We start from the raw sequence: 22,885 nt of genomic DNA, 5'->3' as shown, positions 1-22,885 counted from the left end.
GGCTTTTTTATGTAATTAATCGTGATAATTTTACTTTTATCGATTAGTCAATCTTTAGAGCTAGCCATTCAATTATTATCAATAATTTTAGGGCTTACGCTAATAATTAATTAACAAATACAATTTAATATGAGAAAAATTACTTTATTAATGGTATTGTTTGCCATGTTTAACTTAAATGCGCAAACGGTTTTTACCGAAGATTTTAATGCGGCATTATCACTTCCAGCTGGCTGGACAAACAACGACATTGAAGGAGGAGGAGAAGTTTGGGCTTTTGCTACAGGAGGAGAAGCTATAGGCTATGCAGATGGCAATACTATTTATTATGAATATGGGGGAATGAGTGGTAATTACGGTGTTTTCGATAGTTTTGCTTATGCAGGTATCATTGCAGAAAATGCGGCTTTAGAAAGTCCAGCTTTTGATTGCTCTGGTTTAACTAATGTTACCTTAAATTACAACCACTTTTTTACTTCTGGTTATGGAGGTGCTGGTTTTGTAGAAGTATATAATGGTTCTGCTTGGGTAGAGGTGGCTTCTTATGGAGCAAGTACCGTTTACGGATTACAAAATATTGATGTTTCTGCGGAATTAGCAGGTGTTTCCAATGCAAAGGTGCGATTTAGATGGGTAGGTAACTATGCATGGGGTTGGGCTTTTGACAATGTGGAAGTGTATCAATGTACAGAAATAGCAGTTCCAGCGTGTACTATTCCTATAGCGCCTGTAGACACTGCAACAGATGTGGTAACCACAGAATCAACTGATGGCCTTAGCCGAGTAGTGGCTTTTTCATGGGATGCTATTCCGGGAGCACTAAATTATGATTTTGTATTTGAGGGAAATACCATAGCAAATGTGTCTACTCCAAATATAAATATTACAGGTTTAGATTATGATACAACGTATTCTTGGTCGGTTATTCCAATAAATTGTTTTGGTGCTAGTACCGGTTGTGCAACTTGGACTTTTACTTCTGAGTCTGCACCACCACCACCAGCAAATGATAATGTTTGTAATGCTGAAGGGTTAACTGTGGATGCAGCTCCGCTTGCAGGTACGAATGCATTATCTACTTTTGACGCGACCGAAGTTGCTGGTTCCTGTTGGGGATCTACAACAACCGGTAATACTGTTTGGTACTCATTTGTAGCTCCTGCATCTGGTTTAGTTGAAATAACTACGGATTTTGAAACAGAAATGACAGATTCTCAATTGGCATTATATGCTTTCACAGATTGCACAGATTATTCTACTGGTACAGAATTAGAATGTAGTGACGATGATGGAGAAACTGGATTTGGTTATATGTCTGTTATAAATACAGCTGCATCCCCATTAACAGGTGGTAGTACTTATTACATTCAAGTGGATGGTTATGGTAACGCAGTAGGTGCATTTCAAATTCAAGTAAAAGAACTGTTAATAAATGATGAATGTTCGGGTGCTATTGAAGTAATTGTAGGAGGTGCAGCAGTAGCTTATGATAATACGGCAGCTACAGATTCAGGAGTTGTGGACACAGCTTGTTTTACTGGTGCTACCGTTAATGATATTTGGTATACATTTACAACACCTGCAACTGGTATTTCTACTCTTGTTATTACAGGTCCAGCGACTATGTATGCTTTATATAGTGATTGTGCAACGGCTATTGATGGCGGTTGTTCTAGTGACAATCCTGAATTAGTTCCTAGTGCAACGTATCTTGTTGCAATAACGGATGATGGTGTTGCACGAGCAACAGGTGCTGGTACAATTTCAGTAACGAATACCTTATCTACACAAGATTTTGATAACGATTTAGCTTTTACTTATTATCCAAATCCAGTTTCTAATGTTTTAGTACTAAAAGCGCAAAAAGATATAGATAACATTACTGTTTATAATATGTTAGGTCAAGAAGTACTACGTACTGCTCCTAATGCGGTTAATACAGAAGTTAATATGTCTGCTTTACAAGCTGGAGCTTACTTTGTTAAAGTAACCATAGGTAATGCTACAGAAACAGTAAGGATTATTAAGAATTAATTTAAACCTTATTTTTATATTAAAAAGCCACCTTTTAGGTGGCTTTTGTTTTTTTGTTAATTTGTAGTTAATCATAATTTTTTAATTTTTATCGATTAATTAGTGTTTTACTTAAAACGTTCAATTATTATCAGTAGTTTTACATAAATCACTAATGATTCACTAACAAAAACCAATTTAATATGAAAAAAATTACTTTATTATGTATTGCCTTTATCGCATTTGCATTTTCTTTTCAAGCTAATGCACAATGTGATTACACTTTAGAAATGAACGATTCCTGGGGAGACGGCTGGACTGGTGGAACTGTAGATGTTCTAGTAAATGGAGCTGTAGTTTTAGATGAAGCTACATTGAATTCTGGATATCAAGGGACATTAACCTTTGCTGTAAATGATGGAGACGACGTAACAGTTATGCATTCTATGGACGGTACTTTTCCTGGTGATATGTCTTATCGGATTTTAAATCCTCTAGGAATAGTAGTTGGAACAGGTGATCCATTAAATGATATTCTTACAGGAACAATTACGGCAGCATGTCCTACATGTACGCTTGCTTTAACAGATGGAGGAATGGTTGTTAAAGATTGTGCTAGTAATCAATTCTCTATTGATGTAGATGTTACTCTTATTGGTGATGCTACTAGTATTACAGATGGTACAACACCTCAAACCATAACAACTACAGGGATTTATACTTTTGGGCCATATTTATCAGGAGATTCGGTTACAATATCTCTTGTTCATTCGGATGCGGCATGTAATTTTGATTTAGAAGCTATGGGTGGAATTTGTGGTCCTTCTGAAACTTCTTGCGGTGCTTATTCTAGTACGCCAGGAAGTTTTATTACTACAGGTTCTCCTGTTAATGATATCATTACTGTCACTGGAACATCTACTCAAGAAATTTTAGATTTAAACGTTATTATTGCTATTGATCATACTTTTTTAGCTGATTTAGATATTAGCTTAACAAGTCCAACAGGTACTGTTGTAGATCTTATGTTTGATCAATGTACTTCTAATGAAAATATGGATATTGAGTTTGATGACGAAGGTGTGGCTATTGATTGTGGTTCTGAACCAACAATTGGTGTTTTCACTGTTACAAATGCATCCGGGACATTATTATCTGATTTTGATACAGAAACTTTTGACGGAGACTGGACATTAACCGTTGTTGATGATGCTAGTGGAGATGATGGTACTTTATTACAATGGTGTTTAGTGCCTACATTACAAACTTTAGGTATTGAAGAAGTAACACGTATTAGTTTTTCTTACTATCCAAACCCAGTGAATAATACCTTAGCTTTAAAAGCGCAAAAAGATATTGAAAACGTATCTGTTTATAATATGTTAGGTCAAGAAGTACTACGTACTGCTCCTAATGCGGTGAATACAGAAGTTAATATGTCTGCTTTACAATCTGGAGCTTACTTTGTTAAAGTAACTATAGGAAGTGCTACAGAAACGGTAAGAATTATGAAGAATTAATAACCAGTAGTAAATTATTAAATATTAAAAATCCCGTTGCATAGCAACGGGATTTTTTTATTTAAGTGACATCATTAATTCTTTTTTTAACTAAATAACTTCGATTTTAATTTAGAAATAAAACCGTTGTTTGCGGGTGTTTTTATTATAACACTATCTTTTTTAAAGACGAGCTGTTGTTTATATAAATTAGAAGGGTTTCCTTTAAAAACATGATTCAATGCATTGCAAATTTGTTCCGTCTTTTTTAAGGGGTCCATTTCTTTATCTAATGTATTTAATTTTTTTGCTAATGGAGTATTAGTATAAGATGCATTCATGGAAGCAATAAAATAGTCGTTCCATAGATTTACATAGGTTTTACCATCTTTTATTTTAAGATGTTTATGCAGATAAAGATTTAAATCGTTAAAAAACTGTTGATGGGTATGTATAAAATTTTTTTCCTTTAGTCCAGTTTCTAATAAATTAAATCGTTCCGTATATTTTAAAACATAGTTGTATTTATCTCCTTTAAATTGAATTGCTTTCGCGTTAAAATCTTTTGTGTTCTCTTCAAATCTCTTTAAACAATATGCATAGAGTTTAAAATCTAAGGCATTATTTTTTTTGATTAATTCTTTGGTTTCTTCCGAAATGTTTTCCAGTTTTGGCCTATTAAGTGTAATGCGTTTTACATCTATATGCTTAGGTAATTTAATCCCGGTAATGGAGCTAAAATAAGATAAGGATTTTGCGTACGCTTCAAAAACACCAACATGAATATCTAAGTTGTTTATAGTATTAATAACCAATTCAAAATCATCTTCATTCACCAAATCTTCGTCATACATACGCTTTCCTAGTAAAAAGCCAACCATATAATTTTGAGTCTGTTTGTTTTTAATGTAATCGCTTAAGTTTTTTGGAACAGGTTTTATTAAAGACATAAATTCGGAACGGTCTTTAATAAAATAATATTCAGAAATTAAACGATCTATAGGGTTTCTTAAGAGCATGAAAATATTATAAGCTTCATACTTATCATAATTTAAAGGATTAAAAATATCTTTTGAATTAGATCGTTTTGTTTCGTATAAAATATGGCGATAATTAAAATCTGGTTTCGTTTGCCATTGGGTTTTATTCATTACACAATTTATAGTTGTGCCTCCAGTTTTAGGAATGTGAATAAAAATATTCTTAGAATTCATAGTGACTAAATTTAAAATTTAAAGATACTATTTTTTGAGTGATGAATATTTATTGGTTTGCTTACCTTTGTTGCCATGCAATTAGAGTTTTCTTTTATTATTCCGGTTTACAATAGACCTCAAGAAATTGAGGAGCTGTTGCATAGCTTTACATTATTAAAAACCAAAGTTAAGTATCAAGTAGTTATTGTAGAAGATGGTTCTACAATACCTTCTAAAGAGGTGGTAAGTAAATATGAAGACCAATTAGATATTGCATATTATTACAAACCAAATTCAGGTCCTGGTGACTCTAGAAATTTCGGTATGCAAAAAGCGACAGGAAACTATTTTATCATACTAGATAGTGATTGTATTTTACCAGCAAACTATTTAAATGCTGTTGTTTCTAGTTTAGAAAAGGAATATGTAGCTTGTTTTGGCGGTCCAGATGCCGCAGATGCTTCTTTTTCAAACCTGCAAAAAGCCATTAATTTTGCAATGACTTCGTTTATAACTACAGGTGGAATTAGAGGAAATAAAAATAGTGTAGATAAATTTCAACCTAGAAGTTTTAACATGGGGATTTCTAAAGAAGCCTTTTTAAAAACAAAGGGATTTGGCTCTATCCATCCGGGAGAAGATCCAGATTTGTCTATTCGTTTATGGAAACTTGGTTATACAACCAAATTAATTCCAGAAGCTTATGTGTACCATAAAAGAAGGATTTCTTGGTCTAAATTTTACAAACAAGTATTTAAATTTGGAATGGTAAGACCAATACTTAACACTTGGCATCCGCAAACAAAAAAAATCACATATTGGTTTCCTAGCCTTTTTAGTTTAGGTTTCATTCTAGCCGTAATTTTAAGCTTTTTCCATTTTAGAGCATTACTAATTGTTTATATTTTATACTTTGGTTTGGCATTTGTTTTAGCTATATTAAAAACAAAAAATATTATAATAGCAATACAGGCTATGCTAGCAATTTGTATTCAGTTTTTTGGTTATGGTTATGGATTTATTAAATCGACGATACTTGTTGGTTTGTTAAACAATAAACCAGAAGAACAATTCCCTGAATTATTTTTTAAGAAATAATGATAAAAAAAATTAAATCGGAAATTCTATCCTTTATAAAGACTAAGAAGATCAATATCTTTTTATTGTTTTTAGCATTAGCTTTTGGAATTTTATTACTTACAAAATTATCTAAGAGTTACACAAATACCTTTGTTTTTACTATTGATAAAATCAATATTCCAGAAGAGGAAGTCATTATTAATGATAGCAGTCAAGTGTTAGAAATTACTTTAAAAACCTATGGTTTCGATTTGTTACAATACCATTTTTCTAAACCTAAAATTAGCATCGATTTTTCGAAACATATCGATAAAACAGATTCTGCTTATATCTGGAGTAAAAACAAAGGGTTTTCTGCATTGCATAAACAATTTAATAAAAATATAGAGCTTGTTAATATCGTTCCAGATAGTTTATGGTTTACTTATGATGTCAATGCCGTTAAAACGGTTCCTGTTAAATTACTCTCAAAAATAAGTTATAGTCCTGGTTACAACCTTACCAATACTATTGTTTTAGAGCCTGATTCAATTAAAATTATAGGAGCAAAGGCCATCCTAGATAAAATAGATAAAATAGAAACAGACACTGTTGTTTTAACGAATGTAAAACAGAACATTTCAAAATTCACAAATTTAAATTTTCAAGGTTTAGATAATGATTTAAAGTTTTCTGTAAATAAAGTTGCTCTTAAAGCTAAAGTGGAAAAATATACGGAAGGTACATTGCCAATTACGGTACAAATAATTAATGTGCCCATAGATGTAAAGTTAAAGCACTTCCCTAAAAAAGTAAACGTTTCTTATTACACAAGTTTGGCTAATTTTAATACTATAGAAGCCAAAGATTTTAGGGTAATTTGTGACTATAGCAAATTAGTAAAAGGACAATCTTATTTAATCCCAGAGCTCGATAAAAAACCAGAATCTGTGAAGCATTATAAAATTAAGCAAGATTATATAGAATTTATTATTGCAGAATAAACTTTCCGTTATAGAAGGTTAGTAATCATAATTAATAGTATAGTACATGAAAATAGTTGGACTTACAGGTGGAATTGGTAGTGGTAAAACCACAGTAGCAAAAGAATTTGAAAAACTAGGCGTGCCTATCTATATTGCAGATGATGAAGCCAAGAAACTCATGAATAGGTCTAAAGTTATTAGACGAAAGTTAATTGCTCTTTTTGGAGATGATGCGTATAAAAACGACAAGCTAAACAGACCTTATTTAGCTAAGATTATTTTTAATGACAAAAGTATTTTACAAAAAATGAATGACATTGTGCACCCTAAAGTTGCCAGTCATTTTAAAAGATGGTTAAAAAAACAAGACGCACCATACGTCATTAAAGAAGTAGCTATTTTATTTGAAAACGGAAGCTACAAACAATGTGATTACATCATAACGGTTACTGCAACAATAGAAACGCGAATAGCACGTTTGTTAAAAAGAGACGAAACCACAGTTTCTAAAATTGAAGCTATTTTGAAAAATCAATGGCAAGACGAAGAAAGAATAGCATTGTCTCAATTTGTTATTCAGAATGATATTTTAGAAAATACTATTATTCAGGTGCAAAAAACCCATAATCAACTACTTAAATCTATTATAAGTCTATAATTTTAACATTTCTGTTAATGTAAGGTTAAAAGCGATAACACCTAAATGTTAAAATGTTAATTTTGACCAGATGAGCAAAAAACTATTCATCTTACTAATTATCTTAATGAGCTTATCGCTGATAGGAATTATTTCTGTACAGGCGTATTATATAAAAAACTCAATAGATAATAAGAAGGAGCAGTTTACATTTAATGTAAAAAAAGCATTAAGTTATACTACAGCTACGATAGAGAATAATGAAATAGATAAGTATTACACCTCGTATCAAAAGCTTGCGGAAGAAAAAAAGCAAGCAGATACAGTAGCAATTAGAAACTTATTTATTGTTCAGCAAAATCAAAACACTAACGAAACAATAGTGTATAAAAGTGGGATTTTTGAAGAGAATTACGCATTGTCTTCCGCGTTCTTTGACATAGGTTTAGATAGAGATAGTATTAATATTCAAAAAATAATAAGCAACTCGGAAACCAAGATTTATTCTAATGCTAGCGGAACGGATATCGATTTAAAAAGAAATCCAATATTGAGTATTTCCAATTCTGGAAGACTTACCGAAGCAGAAAAAATAAATTTTGAAAAAGCATCTAGAATATATGCAAGTAGAGTGCCTATTCATCAAAGAGTATTAAAAAAAGAACTTAATAGATTATTAAAAAAGCAGCTTAATGAAGATAATATTAATATTGATTTTCAATATGCTATTTATGATAATGATCTTGCAACAAAAGTGCATAGTGATGCTTTTGAATTACAAAATGCTTCGACCTTTAGTGTGCCAATTTTTGAAAACGAATTAAACGAAAACAATTATAGATTACTAGTTAATTTTCCGGAGCATAATAAATTTATTTGGTCTTCGGTGATTACCATGATGTTATTGTCTGTAATATTTACATCCATAATTATTATTGCTTACGCAAGTGCATTATTACAACTTTTTAAGCAACGTAAAATTTCTGAAATTAAAACAGATTTTATTAATAATATGACGCATGAGTTTAAAACACCAATAGCTACTATTAACTTGGCTTTAGACGCAATACGAAATCCGAAAATTATAGACGATAAGGAAAAAGTACTGCGTTATCTTGGCATGATAAAAGAAGAAAATAAACGGATGCATGCGCAAGTAGAAAATGTGCTAAGAATATCTAAACTTGAAAAAAATGAATTAAATATTAGTAAGGAAAGTGTAGACTTGCACGACTTAATAGAAGATGCAATTACACATGTAGCGTTAATTATAGAAGACAAGAACGGTTTCTTAAAAACAAATTTAGCCGCAGAGAAAACTACGGTTTTAGCAAACGATACACACTTTACTAATGTAATTGTAAATATTCTGGATAACGCCATCAAGTATTCTCCAGAAGCACCAGAAATAGAAGTTTCTACAGAAAATGTAGGAGAAAATATTCTGTTAAAAATTAAAGACCACGGAAGTGGTATGAGCAAAGTAGCTCAAAAACGTGTTTTTGAAAAATTTTATAGAGAACACACAGGAAATATACATAATGTAAAAGGTCATGGATTAGGTCTTGCTTATGTAAAAAGAATGATTGAAGATCATGAAGGTCATGTATCTGTAGAAAGTGAAAAAGACAAAGGAAGTACTTTTACCATAAGGCTTCCATTAATATCATAAAGCTATGAATGAACAACAAAAAAGGATATTACTAGTAGAAGACGATCCAAATTTCGGAATTGTTTTAAAAGATTATTTAATGATGAATGATTACGAAGTTACACATGCCAAAAATGGTATGGAAGGCTTTGAAAAATTTAAAAAAGATGATTTCGATTTATGTATTTTAGATGTAATGATGCCTTATAAAGATGGTTTTACGCTAGCAAAAGAAATACGAGAAAAAAATAAAGAAGTGCCTATCATTTTTTTAACTGCAAAAGCAATGAAAGAAGATGTGCTTAAAGGGTATAAAGTTGGTGCAGACGATTATTTAAATAAACCTTTTGATAGTGAAGTGCTTTTAATGAAAATTAAAGCAATAATTCAACGTAAAGGTTCAGATACTATTACAGATAGCAAACAATTTGAGTTTAAAATTGGAGGGTTTGATTTAAACTCTAAACTTCGTTTTTTAACTTATAATGGAGGGGATCAAGTAAAACTTTCTCCAAAAGAAAACGAGCTTTTACGTATGTTAGCATTACATGAAAATGATTTAATGCCTAGAGAATTAGCGTTAACCAAAATATGGAGAGACGATAATTACTTTACATCAAGAAGTATGGATGTATACATAGCAAAGCTGCGTAAATATTTAAAACTAGACCCTAAAGTAGAAATACTAAATATTCATGGAGAAGGCTTTAGATTGGTAGTGAATACCGAAGCTTAAATTATATGATACTAAGAATAAAAAAAATCCAGCGTTTGCGTTGGATTTTTTTTTGCTTCCTACTTTATTATAAAGCTATAAAATTGTTTTAAAACGAATTGCTCTTCAGTTTTGAAATAATAATGTCAACGTCCTTTTCTTCAAATTTAGCGATTACTTTTAATGCAAATTGTAGCATTTTAGATTTTGGTGATTTTATAATTTCTGATAATTTTAAAACCAGTACATCTATTTTATCTATGGCTTCTGTATTTGCATTATTCCCTATAGACCATAACAAATTGGTACTGTTCCATGCTTGTTGTCTGGCTTTTCGCATACTAAAATCTATAATTTTCTCATCTGTATTTTTGCCTAGTATATCTAACAAAAACATAAGGCGAGACACTTTGCTTAATCGGTCTTGCATTTCATTAACAATACTAAAAAGAATGTCATTTATTGTATTAAAATCGTTTTCAATATCCACTAAATCTTCTCCAGCCATGGTTGCACTTGTAGAAATACTTAAGTCTAAATTAATATGTGCATTCATGCCTAAGAGAATGTGCTGTAAAATGGTTAGACTTTCGGATTTAGTATGAAACGCAAATTCCCAACATTTACGTATTGGTTTATTATTTATGTAGTTGTTGTACGCATCTAAATAAAGGTTTGCAAAAGCTACGTCTAGTTTTTCTAAGCGAGCATTATCTTCAAAGTTTTTTAGTTGAATTTCTTTCAGGATTTCGGCAGTAGTCCTTCTGTAAATAAAGGCGAATAAGCCAATTCTATCATTATTAGCTATCGATTGCTCTATGATGATATCTAATTGGTTTAGAACTTCTGGAATGGTGGTAGGACGATGCATAGCATTGATTATTATTCCATTAAGATAATCAATTACCAGTAATTATTAAGCGTTTATTTTATTCGAAACTTTTTTAATTATTGTTTCTAAATCCGTTTCAAAGTCAAACCACAAGGTATTTTCATTTCTTTTAAACCAGGTAAGTTGTCGTTTTGCAAATCGGCGAGAATTCTTTTTTATTTCGCTAATTGCAAATTCTAAAGTCCACGTTTCATTAAAATAATTAAAAATCTCTTTATAACCGACCGTATTTAAGGCGTTTAAATTCTGATAGGGCGTTAGTTTTTTTACTTCGTCTAGCAAACCTTCTTCTAGCATAATATCTACACGTTTATTTATACGATTATAAATAATCTCACGATCTGCAGTTAAACCCAAAGTGATGGTTTTAAAAGGTCTATTGTTTTTGTCTTTATTTAAAAAAGAGGAATATGGTTTTTGGGTACCAATACAAACTTCTAAAGCGCGAATTACACGTTGCGGATTCTTTAAAGCAATGGTATTATAGGTTTCTAGGTCTAAGTCCTTTAATTGCTCCTGAAGTGATTCTAAGCCTTCCTTTTCTAATTCCGCATTTAGTTTTTCTCGGATGCTTTTATCTACCTCAGGAAAATGATCTAATCCTTTGGTAACGGCATCGACGTATAAACCAGAACCACCAACCATAATCACCACATCCTTTTCTTTAAATAAAGTTTCTAGTTTTTGTATGACATCTTTTTCAAAAGCACCCACGCTGTATGGTTCTTCAATAGATTTATGATGAATAAAATGATGCTTTGCTGCTGCTAATTCTAATGGAGTAGGAGCTGCAGTACCAATTTGCATTTCTTTAAAAAACTGTCTGGAGTCTGCCGAAATAATTTCGGTATTAAAATGTTTTGCGAGTTTAATGCTGAGGTTTGTTTTACCAATAGCAGTTGGACCTACAATAGAGATTAATATTTTATGTGAAGTTGTTGGTTTGATAATTTACTTATTTGTGGGTAAAGATACTTGTTATTAGCAATAAACAAAAGTGTTAACGATTGAAGTGTCATCCTTTTTTGTTTATGGGAATATTACTGTGGGAAAAATATATTTTTATAGGAAGCACAAAACATCTTCTAATCCGGCTCTCGACAAAAAAGACCTACCTGCCGGCAGGCAGGTATAAAGGAAAGCCTGGTGCTACGAAGCTTTTGCGTAGTAGAAAACGCCCAAAAATTAAAGATGTAATTTATGTCCGCAAGAATAACAAAATTCTGCATTGTCTTTATGACCTTCTTTAGAACAGTTTGGGCAAGCTTGTGTGTTGGTGTGAATCTTTTTATCTGGCCCCATCGTTTTAGTTAGCTCTGAAGTCACAATCCCTGTTGGTACTGCTATAATTCCATACCCTAAAATCATTACTATAGAGGCTATAAATTGGCCTATTGGGGTTTGTGGTGCAATATCTCCATAGCCAACCGTTGTAAGTGTTACAATACACCAATAGACGCTTTTTGGGATATTAGTAAAACCATTTTCTTCGCCTTCTACCATGTACATAATGGTACCTAGAATGATAGATATAATAACTACGGCAAATAGGAAAACAGAAATTTTTACACGACTTGCTTTTATTGCGGTTAGTAAATTATTAGAGGCTCCTAAATAACGAGCGAGTTTTAAAATCCTGAAAACACGCAGCAAACGTAAAGCACGTAAAGCCGCAAGCGCATGCACACCTCCAAATATTAGAGATAAATATTTTGGGATGGTAGAAAGTAAATCGATTACCCCATAAAAGCTAGTAATATATTTTAATGGCTTTTTTACGGTAATAATTCTCGCGACATATTCTAAAGAAAAAAGAATAGTGATAACCCATTCTGAAATATTAAGAAGATTGTGGTATTTTAAATCAATACTTCTTACGCTTTCTAGCATAACAAGTATAATACTAGCGATAATTGTTATAAGCAAGACTACATCAAATAGCTTTCCAGCAGGAGTATCTGCTTCGTAGATAATTTCTTGAAGTTTAAGTCGCCATTTATTTACTTTATAAGTAGTCATAGTGTCAAAAGTAGTGAAAAGATTTGTTAGTTTCTTTTTAAAACAATTGAAGAGTTGTTTTGTACGTTAACAACGGTACTCATTATTTCTTTTAAATACGGGTAAAACTCTTTAATATATATGGCTTTTTTGAAGGTCAGCTTAAAGTACATTATAATTTCATTATTTTTAACCGTCGTTTTAAAGATTAATTGGCCTGTGTTTTCTGGTAATTTAAGGGAAACGTCTTTAGGTGTCTCTACAATTTGAAAGGCGTCATCGATAGCTATTTTGTAGGAATAAACAAAAGCATCTTGATAGCCAAAATCTATGGGGTACGATCTTTCTTGAAGTTTAAAAGGGTTTTCTTTAAAAAATTTAAATAAAAAAGGATCTAAATAAATATTGTCTCCAATTTTTTCTGCTTCATAATTAATTTTAAAATTTTCTTTAAACTCTAAGCTGTTTTTGTCTTCTGTTTCCGCTTGATAATCAGAAATAGTAAAATTTTTATATTTTTCTATGAGTTTGTTTTCATGTTGGGAAGCATTTTTAAAGAAAGATTTTTTTTCGGATAATGCATGATGGCCTGAGGTTATATGGTTAACTTCTCCTTTAATATTTAAGGCTTCATCTAAACTAATATTTACTCTGTATCTTGAATTTGATATAGACGCGTCTTCAATATCTATCCATTTACTGCCATTTTTAAAATCTAAAAGTCTTCCATATTGATTTAAACACCTAAATGGTAATTGGCCAAAGTGCAAAAAGTTGTCGGTTGCATCTAAAAAATAGATTTTGTTATTAATAGTTACTTGTACAATTAAATAATTGAATTCGGAGATTACAGGAAAAACAGTTGTTGGTAATCCGTTTTTTCTAGTAGATAATAAAATGGGTTTTACAGGAATATTGTTTTGAGCTAGTAAATTATGCAGTAAGATATTAATTTCTGGAGCAGTTCCGGATTTAACTTTTATTAAGTTTTTTATGGAAGTGTCTCCAAAAAGATTATACTCTTGATTCCAGATATACTTATTTTTAACAGTTTCAAAAATGGCTTTTGCTTTTTTTAATGTGTCTGTTTGATTAAGAATAGATGCTTCTAAAATATCATTTGAAGGAACATTTTTATTAAGTTGCTTACCAATATTAGGGTCTAATTTTATTTCTTTATCTGTAGTTTTCCAGTTTTTAGTAATATAGTCTACGCCTCCTTCAAAATCTCTATATATTTTTAATTCATATTCAATTCTAGCAAGGTAATTATCCCTCGTTGTCATGTATTTTTCATTAACAAAAGCAGGAATATCTTTCATTATATACACATAATTTGAACAATTAGCACTTCCTCCATTTCCGGCTTTTAAACAATATTTTACAATTTCAGAAGTATTGGTCGTCAGTTTTTTTCCGCCTACAAGTTTTATGTTGTACTCGTAATTACCAGGAATACTTGCATGATACTCGCTGTGTAATTTTGGTATCTCACTTTGAAAATTCCAGCCTTTATATTTATATATGAATGGAGATTCTAAAGTGTAGGAATAGGTTAAAACAGATCCTTCTTTTATATTTGGAAAGGTGAACTTTATTATGGTATAATTATCATTGTATTTTTCTTCAAAAATGTCGCTTTCTTTTAATTGTGTTTTAACAACCTTGTTGTCAATTAAATTAGTTGTAGTAGCATTTATATCTTTTATTTTAACCTTTTTATCATCACTATTGTATAAATAAATCGAGATGTTTGCATGGTCAAACCCTTTTCTGTTAAAAATTTTTAATTTTTGTTTAAAGTCGGTATTTAGTTTAAAACTATGTTTGTCTACATAGCTATTTCCCAGTTCGTAAATAACTAATGCATTAGCTGTAGAATCTTTTTCAAAGGTATTGGTTTCAAGGTCGCTTCTGCTTATAGCAAAATCATTTGATTGAAATTTTTGGGATTGTGAAAAAATAATTGTTGTAAAAAGTAAGAATAGGAATAATAGCCTTTTTTTCATTTAATCTAAATTTATAACCTTCAGTCTTTTATTTCGTCTTAAATAGCTTTTAATAATATGTTGCGTGTCTTTATTATTTTCCATTGGAGTAATTATAGACTGCAAAACATCTATATTGGTTATTTGATAGTTTAAACTATAAAATCCAACACCTTTAAAAACACCATTTTGTATAAGTATGGCAGCACGTTCATCTACTTCACGACCTTTATCTATAATTACAATGTTTTCGTTAGAAAAAGCATTTTTATCTATAAGTTCTTGTACACGTTTATTGTAGGTTTCTGGGTTTTCTTCTTGTACACAAGCACCTTCACAGCTTTTTACGGTATAATTAAAACAGTTTGTTTTTGTTTCGTATAAACCGGTAAGTTTCTGACAAAGATTGTATTCTTCCACGCGACTAAACATAAAGCTTTTTGCACTTTGTCTATTGTTAAAAGTGGTTATTGGTTTTTTTCTACCATCCACTTTATCAATCTTTAGGTTGATATAACCCTTTTCATCTTCAAAACTGTAAAGTGCATGTGTGAAAACCGTTTTTCTTAAGGCTCTGTTATAAATGGGTTTGTTTTGTTTTATGGCTTCGCTTTCTTTTAATAAAGCAACCAACTCGCTACCACAAGCCTCATAAGTTACTGTTGCAACTTGTAGTTGTATTTTTTTAGCTTTATGGGAAGTACCCGTAAAATGCTGGTTAACCCGTTTTCTAATATTCTTACTTTTACCAATGTAAATAATTTCGCCATCTTCTTTATGCATAAAATAAACGCCAGTTGTAGATGGTAAAATTTCAATAATATTTAAAAGTCTAGATTCTACTTGGTTTTTAGGCTCTTGTCGAATAGATTCTTGAATAATGTTTTTTTTCAAATCTTTATCTAATAACATTTTAAATAGCTTCACGGTGGCAAAAGCATCTCCTGAAGCTCTATGTCTGTCGGCAATAGGAATTCCTAATGCTCTTGTTAGTTTTCCTAAGCTGTAAGAAGGTTGATCTGGAATAAGATCTTTAGAAAGTTCTACCGTACAAAGTGTTTTTCGTTTAAATTCGAAACCTAAACGTCTAAATTCTGTACGTAAAATTCGGTAATCAAACTTAGCGTTATGCGCAACAAGAATAGTGCCTTCGGTAATTTCTACAATACGTTTTGCTACCTCGTAAAACTTAGGGGCATTGCGTAACATATTGCTGTTAATTCCTGTTAGGTTGACTACAAATGGTTGTATTTCGCGCTCTGGATTTACTAAACTTATAAATTGATCTACCACTTCATGACCATCATATTTGTAAATGGCTATTTCTGTAATACCTTCTTCATTATACTTTCCACCAGTGGTTTCTATGTCTACTATTGTGTAAATAAGTGTATTTGTTTATTTGTTTTTCATTTATTTGATGTGTTAAAAACGAAAAACTAATTATTATAATTTCTGTCTCCAAAGATACTACTTCCAACACGAACCATCGTGCTTCCACAATTTATTGCTAGTTTAAAATCGCCACTCATACCCATAGAAATAGTAGTAAATTTATGGTTTACTTTTTTTAAGTCTTCGAATATGGATTTTAATAGCTGAAATTCGCTTCGGATTTGTTCTTGGTCTTCGGTAAATGTAGCCATTCCCATAACACCAATAACAGTAATGTTTTTTAATTCTGAAAATTCTGAAGATTGTAGTATTTCGGAAGCTTCGTCTGCAGTCATTCCAAATTTAGAATCTTCGGAAGCTATTTTTATTTGTAATAAACAGTCAATGTTTCTATCGTGTTTTGCTGCTTGTTTGTTTATTTCTTTTAGCGTTTTAAAATTTTCTACACCATGAATTAAACTTACAAAATGTGCCATGTATTTGACCTTATTGCGTTGTACATGACCAATCATGTGCCAAGCAATGTCTTTTGGCATTTCCTCATATTTATCTACCATATCCTGAATCTTGTTTTCTCCAAAAATGCGTTGACCGGCTTCATAGGCTTGCATGATGTCGCTTACAGGTTTGGTTTTAGAAACCGCAACAAGGGTTACGTTTTCAGGGACTTGTGATTGTATGTCTTGTAAATTTTTTGTGATGCTCATACTTATTTCCTGCGTTGACAGGAATCTTATTAATGTTATTACTTATTTTATTAATTCATGAGATTCCTCGACTGCGCTCGGAATGACAACTAATGCCTTCTTCTTTTTATCTTTTGCTATAAAACTTAAAACTCATAAATAGTAACGCCGCTTCTCAGCTTCGGTTCTATGTATGTGCTTTTTGGAGGCATTTTTAAACCATCGTCAGCAATTTGTTTCATCTCCTTTATAGTAACAGGAATCATACCAAAGCCAACGGCAAATTCACCATTGTCAATGCTGCTTTTTAAATTGATGATATCTGTTTTTCCGTTTAGATACTTGATACGACTATCATTTCTTAAATCGTCGATACCTAAAATGGGCTGTAAAACGGTTTTATACAATAATTGCGAATCTAATGCATCTAACGAATTATTAAAATTGTAATTCGTTTTTCTTAAATATAACGAATAAAATTCGCCATCCAAATACATACTAAAATGATGTTTTTTACTTGGCTTGTATGGTATTATTCCTCTGTTTTCAATTCGGAATGCGGTATCTAGTTTAATTAAAAAAGTTTCTTTAGTTAAACCATTTAAATCTTTTACTAATCTATTAAATTCATGAATACGTAATTCAGATTCCGGAATTAAAAAGCTCATAAAAAAATTATAAGGCTCTGTTCCGTTATGTTCTGGATTACTTTCTTTTAAATCTTTACTTAATAAATAAGAAGAAGAGGAACGATGATGCCCATCTGCAATATATATAGTTTCCATTTTTTGAAATTCTTTGGAAATGGTTTTTACTATAGCTTGGTCTTCAATTTTCCAAAGATAATGGGTGTCTCTATAGGTTGTGGTGAACTCAAATTCTGCTCGTTCCTTTTCTGTTTCCTTTAAAATAGAAGCAATAATTTTATTATCCGGATAGGTGAGTAGTACTGGTTCTGCATTAAAGCCAACGGTTTTTAAATAGTCTTTAAAAATAGTCTCGCGAAACTCTAAAGTGTCTTCGTGTTTTTTGATGGTATCTTTTTCGTAATCTTCGGCACTTGCAGCTGCTACAATACCATGAAAAACTTGATGTTCCCGATCTACAATTTTATAAATATAAAAGGATGGTTTTTTGTCTTGAACAAAAATATTGTCTTCTTTAAATTCGGAATAGCGATTTTTTACTAAGGTATAACGTTCTTCTCCCGTAATCTCATGTGCATACTTGTAGCCAGGATTTACAATATGTAAAAATGAAAACGGATTGTAATCTAATCGTGCCTCACGTTCTGCTTGTGTGTAGGTTTGGTACGAGCGTGATGCTACCAGACTTACTTTGTCACGAGTTGGACGAACGGCTTTAAAGGGAATTATTTTTGGCATAAATTTTAGTTTTCAGTCACCGTTTTCAGTCGCAGTAGCAGGACTGAGTATGACTGTGACTGCGACTGAAAGCTGCGACTGTTTTATTACTTAACAAACTGCTTCGAAACATGCTCGGCTTTTCTACTCTGCGAGTAATCATAAAAACCTTCACCAGATTTCACACCTAGTTTTCCAGCTCTTACCATATTTACTAATAACGGACAAGGTGCGTATTTTGGGTTTTTGAATCCGTCATACATCACATTTAAAATAGAAAGACAAATATCTAGTCCAATAAAATCTGCTAATTGTAATGGTCCCATTGGATGCGCCATTCCTAATTTCATAACGGTATCAATTTCTTCCACACCGGCAACACCATTGTATAGTGTTTCAATAGCCTCGTTAAGCATTGGCATTAAAATACGGTTTGCAACAAAACCAGGGTAATCGTTTACTTCTGTTGGTGTCTTTCCTAATTTTCTAGAAAGTTCCATAATGGTATTGGTTACTTCGTCACTGGTATTATAACCTCTTATAATCTCTACCAATTTCATAATTGGCACTGGATTCATAAAGTGCATACCAATTACTTTATCCGGACGATTAGTAACTGCAGCTATTTGTGTAATAGAAATAGAAGAAGTATTGGAAGCTAAGATGGTATCTGCAGCACAAGCTTCGTCTAACTGCTTAAAAATATTCAGCTTTAAATCCACATTTTCTGTAGCTGCTTCAACAACAAGACTTGCGTTTTTAACACCTTCAGGAATACTTGTAAAAGTGGTAATATTTCCTAAGGTTTCTGCTTTATCTGCTTCTGTAATTCTTTCTTTAGCCACCATTCTATCTAAATTTTTAGAAATGGTGTTTATTCCTTTTTCCAAAGAAGCTTCGCTTATATCTATAAGTTGTACGTTAAATCCAGATTGTGCAAAAGTATGCGCAATACCATTTCCCATGGTTCCAGCTCCGATTACTGCTACGTTTTTCATAAAAATAATTTTTATTTTTTATTTCCGCGAAAGCGGAAATCTGTTAGTTTAATATTCCCATAAGGCTGCCAACTGACAGGAAGGAATGGGAAGCTGTTTATCATTAATTTAAAACTCCTCTTTCTTTTGATTTCTTTTAAAAGTGAAATCAAAATTCATTCTCCTCTTTAACTAAAGAGGAGAGCAAGTTTCAAGTTTGTTTTTCTAAAATTGATCGATTATCATGGTTGCAACACGTAATGCTTCGGTACCATCATGTAAGGTTACAATTGGTTTTGTGTTGTTGTTTATGGCATCTGCAAAAGATTCTAATTCGTCAAGAATAGCATTGTTTCCTGCTACATCGGGATTATCGAAATAGATTTGCTTTTTAATACCTTCGGCATTTTGTAAAATCATATCGAAATCTCCTGGTTCTTTCGGAGCATCTTTCATTTTAACCACTTCACATTTCTTTTCTAAGAAGTCTACAGAAACATAAGCGTCCCTTTGAAAGAAACGTGTTTTACGCATGTTTTTTAAAGAAATTCGACTTGCAGTTAAGTTCGCAACACAACCATTTACAAACTCTATTCTTGCGTTTGCAATATCTGGAGTATCACTAATTACAGATACGCCACTTGCGCTAACGTGTTTTACTTTAGATTGTACAACACTTAAAATAATGTCTATATCGTGAATCATTAAATCTAAAACCACAGGAACATCAGTCCCACGAGGATTAAATTCTGCCAATCGATGTGTCTCAATAAACATGGGCTTATCTAGCATGTCTTTCACCGCTGTAAAAGCTGGATTAAATCGTTCTACATGTCCCACTTGTCCTTTTACACCATATTCGGCAACTAAAGTCCTAAGTGTTTCGGCTTCTTCTACCGTATTGGTTATTGGTTTTTCAATAAATATATGTTTGCCTTTTGCAATAGCTTGTCTAGCACATTCATAATGTGAAAGGGTAGGAGTTACAATATCTACCATATCTACAGCTTCAATAAGTTTTTCAATAGAATTGAAATAAGTGTACCCAAACTCGGCAGCTACTTTTTTTGCGTTTTCTTCGTTGGCATCATAGAAACCTACAAGTTCATATTTGTCAGATTGTTGCAGTAATCTTAAATGAATTTTCCCAAGGTGACCAGCACCAAGAACTCCAGCTTTTAGCATTCTTTTACGTTTTTAACAAAAATAAGATATTTAATTTTTTAATTGTTAATTCTTAACATTCTTTTTAAAGGATTTCATTTTAAGAAAGCCTTAACTACCTTTTAACGAGAATTTGTGATTTGTGCGAAATCTATTGTTAAAACCTTGTACGTAAATATAGTGTACGACTTATAAGAGCACACATTGTTTCACTTAAAACATATAAAATCATGAAAAAAATAATCATAACATTAGGCGCAGTATTTTTTATAGCAACGACTATTTCTGCAAACAACGGAACACAAACGTTACAAGATAAAGACTTGAAAACAAAACTCGATAGATTTAGTAATAACTATAAAAAAGACATGTATTTATGGGAAGTCGAAAGTAATTATGGTAAAGCGACAGGGTATTCGGTATCCCTTGAAAAAGCCAAAGAAATGATTGCTTTAGTTGGTAAAGAAGACGTTACAACGTACAAGATAATTGTATCCAATTAAAGTCATTTTTAATAAAAGGCAAAGCATCAAGTGGTTATAATTTGATGCTTTTTTTTGTCTTTTTATTCACCGTCTTTAAAATGTTTGTTTAATTTTAGCATTCTAAACGAACCCATTTTTTGAAAGACACATTTAAACACCAAGGATTAAGGCAAAAGCTAGTAGATGTTCTAGTTGCCAAAGGAATACAAGACAAACAAGTGCTAGCTGCTATTAGAAAAATACCACGACATTTGTTTATGGATTCTAGCTTTTTAGATCATGCATATCAAGATAAAGCGTTTCCTATTGGAGCAGATCAAACTATTTCACAACCGTATACCGTAGCTTTTCAGTCGGAATTATTACAAATAAAACCTACCGATAAAGTTTTAGAAATTGGTACAGGAAGTGGTTATCAAACGGCCGTTTTGTGCGAATTAGGTGCTAAAGTGTATAGTATAGAAAGACAGCAAGAACTTTTTAAAAAAACTTCTAAGTTTTTACCGAAGTTGGGTTACCGACCAAAAAAACTAATTTTTGGAGATGGTTATAAAGGTTTAAAAGAAGAAGCCCCTTTTGCGAGTATTATTGTAACTGCAGGAGCGCCTTTTGTACCAAAACCTTTGTTGCGACAATTAACCGTTGGCGGACGATTAGTAATTCCTGTTGGTGATGATGTGCAAACCATGACTTTGTTTATACGAAAAGGAGAAAAGGAATTTGAGAAATACGAATTTGGTGAGTTTCGTTTTGTGCCTTTATTAGAAGATAAGAATTAGTATTTCTATAATTTTGGAAAACGAAACTATAGGAATACAATATAAGCTTCAGGAATTTATTTTTAAAGTGTAAAGGAAATAATTCAGAAGAAAAGTTTTAATAATTAAAAAGTAGTTAATTATTAAAACTTTTTTTAATTCTAGCTAAGTCTCTTTTGTTATCATTGTCTTTCATGGTCTCTCGCTTATCGTAAAGTTTCTTACCTTTTGCTAAAGCAACAACTAGCTTGGCTAAGCCTCTTTCATTTAAAAATAGACGTAACGGAACAATCGTTAATCCTTTTGTGTTTACTTCTTTTTCTAGCTTTTTAAGTTCGCGTTTGTTTAATAAAAGCTTGCGTTCCGCTTTTGGAGCATGATTGTAGTAGTTACCATAAACATATTCTTGTATGGTCATGTTAATTACAAATAGCTCTCCTTTATCATTAAACTCGCAAAAACTTTCTGCAATAGAAGCTTTACTATCTCTAATAGATTTTATTTCGGTTCCCGTTAAAACAATTCCAGCAGTGTATTTATCGAGTATCTCGTATTCGAATCTTGCTTTCTTATTTTTTATGTTTACAGTGTTTTGCATGTTCGCCAAAATTACATAATTTAATTAAGTACTAAAATGTTATTAATTGATTAATTTTCCGACAACCTAAAGAAACGTATATTTCATGCAAAATTTAAAATACCTAATTGTAGTTTGTATCCTCTTTATAGCTTGTAAAACTGAAAAAGTAGAAACCGCAAATACTATTATTGATAAAGCAATTGAAGTAGCTGGAGGCGAAAAATATGTTGCTGCTGAAATAGTCTTTGATTTTAGAGATAAGAAGTACACTGCTATTCGTAAAAATGAAATATATCAATACGAACGTGAGTTTAAAGATGCTACACAGGTAATTCGTGATGTATTAAATAATGAAGGATTTAAAAGATTTATTGATAATAAAGAGGTGGTAGTTGCAGATACGATGTCCGTAAAATATGCAGCATCCGTAAATTCGGTACATTATTTTGCTTTATTGCCTTACGGATTAAATGATAATGCAGTTATTAAAGAGGATTTAGGAGTAGTTTCTATTAAAGGAAAAAAATATCATAAAATTAAAGTGACTTTTCAGCAAGAAGGTGGCGGAGAAGATTTTGAAGATGTATTTGTATATTGGGTAAATACCGAAACATATACTGTAGATTATTTAGCTTATTCTTATCAAGAAGATTCTGGTGTTGGTATGCGTTTCCGCGAAGCATATAACGTACGAACTATAAGCGGTTTGCGTTTTGTAGATTATAACAATTTTAAACCAAAAGACGAAAGCCTTAATCTTTTAGATACAGACAAGGCTTTTGATGCTAATAATTTAAAGCTACTTTCAAAAATAGAGCTTAAAAATATTACGGTAAAATAAA

Annotated in this window: 21 protein-coding genes; 10 read left to right on the top strand and 11 right to left on the bottom strand. The window is 31.6% G+C overall.

The features are described from left to right. The first annotated feature begins 129 nt into the window (after positions 1-129). Together FG167_RS17260 and FG167_RS17255 are read left to right on the top strand one after the other, a co-directional pair. On the top strand, positions 130-2,034 hold the full coding sequence (locus FG167_RS17260; RefSeq protein ID WP_203459449.1) for a T9SS type A sorting domain-containing protein: 1,905 nt from the start codon (positions 130-132) through the stop codon (positions 2,032-2,034). 182 nt (positions 2,035-2,216) lie between these two features. Further along, on the top strand, positions 2,217-3,533 hold the full coding sequence (locus FG167_RS17255) for a T9SS type A sorting domain-containing protein (RefSeq protein ID WP_203459448.1): 1,317 nt from the start codon (positions 2,217-2,219) through the stop codon (positions 3,531-3,533). A gap of 86 nt (positions 3,534-3,619) precedes the next feature. Here FG167_RS17255 and FG167_RS17250 read toward each other — a convergent pair whose 3' ends face one another. After that, positions 3,620-4,726: a sulfotransferase family 2 domain-containing protein gene (locus FG167_RS17250; protein WP_203459447.1), complete on the bottom strand. Its 1,107-nt coding sequence runs from the start codon at positions 4,724-4,726 to the stop codon at positions 3,620-3,622. A gap of 75 nt (positions 4,727-4,801) precedes the next feature. Here FG167_RS17250 and FG167_RS17245 point away from each other — a divergent pair, with 75 nt between their 5' ends. The 5 genes from FG167_RS17245 to FG167_RS17225 all read left to right on the top strand — a co-directional run bounded on the left by FG167_RS17245 (position 4,802) and on the right by FG167_RS17225 (position 9,777). After that, positions 4,802-5,806 carry a glycosyltransferase family 2 protein gene (locus tag FG167_RS17245; protein WP_203459446.1) on the top strand — a complete coding sequence of 335 codons (1,005 nt, stop codon included), beginning with the start codon at positions 4,802-4,804 and terminating at the stop codon, positions 5,804-5,806. Beyond that, positions 5,806-6,771 carry a CdaR family protein gene (locus tag FG167_RS17240; RefSeq protein ID WP_203459445.1) on the top strand — a complete coding sequence of 322 codons (966 nt, stop codon included), beginning with the start codon at positions 5,806-5,808 and terminating at the stop codon, positions 6,769-6,771. Before FG167_RS17245 ends, FG167_RS17240 begins: the two co-directional genes overlap by 1 nt. Before the next feature lie 46 nt (positions 6,772-6,817). Beyond that, positions 6,818-7,411: a dephospho-CoA kinase gene (gene coaE, locus FG167_RS17235; protein WP_203459444.1), complete on the top strand. Its 594-nt coding sequence runs from the start codon at positions 6,818-6,820 to the stop codon at positions 7,409-7,411. A gap of 70 nt (positions 7,412-7,481) precedes the next feature. Next, on the top strand, positions 7,482-9,062 hold the full coding sequence (locus tag FG167_RS17230; RefSeq protein WP_203459443.1) for a sensor histidine kinase KdpD: 1,581 nt from the start codon (positions 7,482-7,484) through the stop codon (positions 9,060-9,062). A gap of 4 nt (positions 9,063-9,066) precedes the next feature. Further along, positions 9,067-9,777: a response regulator transcription factor gene (locus tag FG167_RS17225; RefSeq protein ID WP_203459442.1), complete on the top strand. Its 711-nt coding sequence runs from the start codon at positions 9,067-9,069 to the stop codon at positions 9,775-9,777. An 88-nt stretch (positions 9,778-9,865) separates the two neighbouring features. On the opposite strand, the gene FG167_RS17220 is transcribed toward FG167_RS17225, so the two are convergent. From FG167_RS17220 to FG167_RS17180, 9 genes are all read right to left on the bottom strand, one after another. Then, the gene (locus FG167_RS17220; RefSeq protein ID WP_203459441.1) at positions 9,866-10,627 is read right to left on the bottom strand and encodes a DUF5995 family protein; all 762 of its coding nucleotides are present in this window, start codon (positions 10,625-10,627) and stop codon (positions 9,866-9,868) included. Positions 10,628-10,672: 45 nt separating this feature from the next. Next, the gene (gene miaA / locus FG167_RS17215; RefSeq protein WP_203461147.1) at positions 10,673-11,599 is read right to left on the bottom strand and encodes a tRNA (adenosine(37)-N6)-dimethylallyltransferase MiaA; all 927 of its coding nucleotides are present in this window, start codon (positions 11,597-11,599) and stop codon (positions 10,673-10,675) included. Between the two features lie 234 nt (positions 11,600-11,833). Further along, positions 11,834-12,667, bottom strand: a complete 834-nt coding sequence (locus FG167_RS17210; protein ID WP_203459440.1) for an ion transporter — start codon at positions 12,665-12,667, stop codon at positions 11,834-11,836. A gap of 26 nt (positions 12,668-12,693) precedes the next feature. Then, positions 12,694-14,655, bottom strand: coding sequence for a DUF3857 domain-containing protein (locus tag FG167_RS17205; RefSeq protein ID WP_203459439.1), 1,962 nt, complete (start codon positions 14,653-14,655; stop codon positions 12,694-12,696). Then, on the bottom strand, positions 14,656-16,020 hold the full coding sequence (locus tag FG167_RS17200) for an exonuclease domain-containing protein (protein WP_203461146.1): 1,365 nt from the start codon (positions 16,018-16,020) through the stop codon (positions 14,656-14,658). A gap of 53 nt (positions 16,021-16,073) precedes the next feature. Then, complete coding sequence (locus FG167_RS17195) at positions 16,074-16,736, bottom strand: YggS family pyridoxal phosphate-dependent enzyme (protein ID WP_203459438.1); 663 nt, start codon at positions 16,734-16,736, stop codon at positions 16,074-16,076. 125 nt (positions 16,737-16,861) lie between these two features. Continuing rightward, positions 16,862-18,100 (bottom strand): DUF1015 domain-containing protein, encoded by a 1,239-nt coding sequence (locus FG167_RS17190; RefSeq protein ID WP_203459437.1) that lies wholly within the window; start codon positions 18,098-18,100, stop codon positions 16,862-16,864. An 86-nt stretch (positions 18,101-18,186) separates the two neighbouring features. Beyond that, positions 18,187-19,077 carry a 3-hydroxyacyl-CoA dehydrogenase family protein gene (locus tag FG167_RS17185; protein WP_203459436.1) on the bottom strand — a complete coding sequence of 297 codons (891 nt, stop codon included), beginning with the start codon at positions 19,075-19,077 and terminating at the stop codon, positions 18,187-18,189. 204 nt (positions 19,078-19,281) lie between these two features. Next, positions 19,282-20,241 (bottom strand): Gfo/Idh/MocA family protein, encoded by a 960-nt coding sequence (locus FG167_RS17180; RefSeq protein ID WP_203459435.1) that lies wholly within the window; start codon positions 20,239-20,241, stop codon positions 19,282-19,284. A gap of 209 nt (positions 20,242-20,450) precedes the next feature. On the opposite strand from FG167_RS17180, the gene FG167_RS17175 reads away from it, so the two are divergent. Further along, positions 20,451-20,723 carry a hypothetical protein gene (locus tag FG167_RS17175; RefSeq protein ID WP_203459434.1) on the top strand — a complete coding sequence of 91 codons (273 nt, stop codon included), beginning with the start codon at positions 20,451-20,453 and terminating at the stop codon, positions 20,721-20,723. Between the two features lie 119 nt (positions 20,724-20,842). Then, positions 20,843-21,484 (top strand): protein-L-isoaspartate(D-aspartate) O-methyltransferase, encoded by a 642-nt coding sequence (locus FG167_RS17170; RefSeq protein WP_203459433.1) that lies wholly within the window; start codon positions 20,843-20,845, stop codon positions 21,482-21,484. Between the two features lie 115 nt (positions 21,485-21,599). Here FG167_RS17170 and smpB read toward each other — a convergent pair whose 3' ends face one another. Then, positions 21,600-22,061 carry an SsrA-binding protein SmpB gene (smpB, locus tag FG167_RS17165; RefSeq protein WP_055443508.1) on the bottom strand — a complete coding sequence of 154 codons (462 nt, stop codon included), beginning with the start codon at positions 22,059-22,061 and terminating at the stop codon, positions 21,600-21,602. Positions 22,062-22,146: 85 nt separating this feature from the next. Between smpB and FG167_RS17160 the strand changes: the two genes are divergently transcribed. Next, the gene (locus tag FG167_RS17160; RefSeq protein ID WP_203459432.1) at positions 22,147-22,884 is read left to right on the top strand and encodes a DUF6503 family protein; all 738 of its coding nucleotides are present in this window, start codon (positions 22,147-22,149) and stop codon (positions 22,882-22,884) included. Position 22,885 lies beyond the last annotated feature (1 nt).

Source organism: Lacinutrix sp. WUR7 (assembly GCF_016864015.1).
GTDB lineage: Bacteria > Bacteroidota > Bacteroidia > Flavobacteriales > Flavobacteriaceae > Oceanihabitans.
Note: the sequence above shows the minus strand (reverse complement) of the source record. Positions and strands in the feature narration are given on the sequence as shown.

Bases quoted from the DNA above. Each gene is read 5' to 3' on its own strand.
- FG167_RS17260 (WP_203459449.1), top strand. From the start codon at position 130: ATGAGAAAAATTACTTTATTAATGGTATTGTTTGCCATGTTTAACTTA.
- FG167_RS17255 (WP_203459448.1), top strand. From the start codon at position 2,217: ATGAAAAAAATTACTTTATTATGTATTGCCTTTATCGCATTTGCATTT.
- FG167_RS17250 (WP_203459447.1), bottom strand. From the start codon at position 4,726: ATGAATTCTAAGAATATTTTTATTCACATTCCTAAAACTGGAGGCACA.
- FG167_RS17245 (WP_203459446.1), top strand. From the start codon at position 4,802: ATGCAATTAGAGTTTTCTTTTATTATTCCGGTTTACAATAGACCTCAA.
- FG167_RS17240 (WP_203459445.1), top strand. From the start codon at position 5,806: ATGATAAAAAAAATTAAATCGGAAATTCTATCCTTTATAAAGACTAAG.
- coaE (WP_203459444.1), top strand. From the start codon at position 6,818: ATGAAAATAGTTGGACTTACAGGTGGAATTGGTAGTGGTAAAACCACA.
- FG167_RS17230 (WP_203459443.1), top strand. From the start codon at position 7,482: ATGAGCAAAAAACTATTCATCTTACTAATTATCTTAATGAGCTTATCG.
- FG167_RS17225 (WP_203459442.1), top strand. From the start codon at position 9,067: ATGAATGAACAACAAAAAAGGATATTACTAGTAGAAGACGATCCAAAT.
- FG167_RS17220 (WP_203459441.1), bottom strand. From the start codon at position 10,627: ATGCATCGTCCTACCACCATTCCAGAAGTTCTAAACCAATTAGATATC.
- FG167_RS17210 (WP_203459440.1), bottom strand. From the start codon at position 12,667: ATGACTACTTATAAAGTAAATAAATGGCGACTTAAACTTCAAGAAATT.
- FG167_RS17205 (WP_203459439.1), bottom strand. From the start codon at position 14,655: ATGAAAAAAAGGCTATTATTCCTATTCTTACTTTTTACAACAATTATT.
- FG167_RS17195 (WP_203459438.1), bottom strand. From the start codon at position 16,736: ATGAGCATCACAAAAAATTTACAAGACATACAATCACAAGTCCCTGAA.
- FG167_RS17190 (WP_203459437.1), bottom strand. From the start codon at position 18,100: ATGCCAAAAATAATTCCCTTTAAAGCCGTTCGTCCAACTCGTGACAAA.
- FG167_RS17185 (WP_203459436.1), bottom strand. From the start codon at position 19,077: ATGAAAAACGTAGCAGTAATCGGAGCTGGAACCATGGGAAATGGTATT.
- FG167_RS17180 (WP_203459435.1), bottom strand. From the start codon at position 20,241: ATGCTAAAAGCTGGAGTTCTTGGTGCTGGTCACCTTGGGAAAATTCAT.
- FG167_RS17175 (WP_203459434.1), top strand. From the start codon at position 20,451: ATGAAAAAAATAATCATAACATTAGGCGCAGTATTTTTTATAGCAACG.
- smpB (WP_055443508.1), bottom strand. From the start codon at position 22,061: ATGCAAAACACTGTAAACATAAAAAATAAGAAAGCAAGATTCGAATAC.
- FG167_RS17160 (WP_203459432.1), top strand. From the start codon at position 22,147: ATGCAAAATTTAAAATACCTAATTGTAGTTTGTATCCTCTTTATAGCT.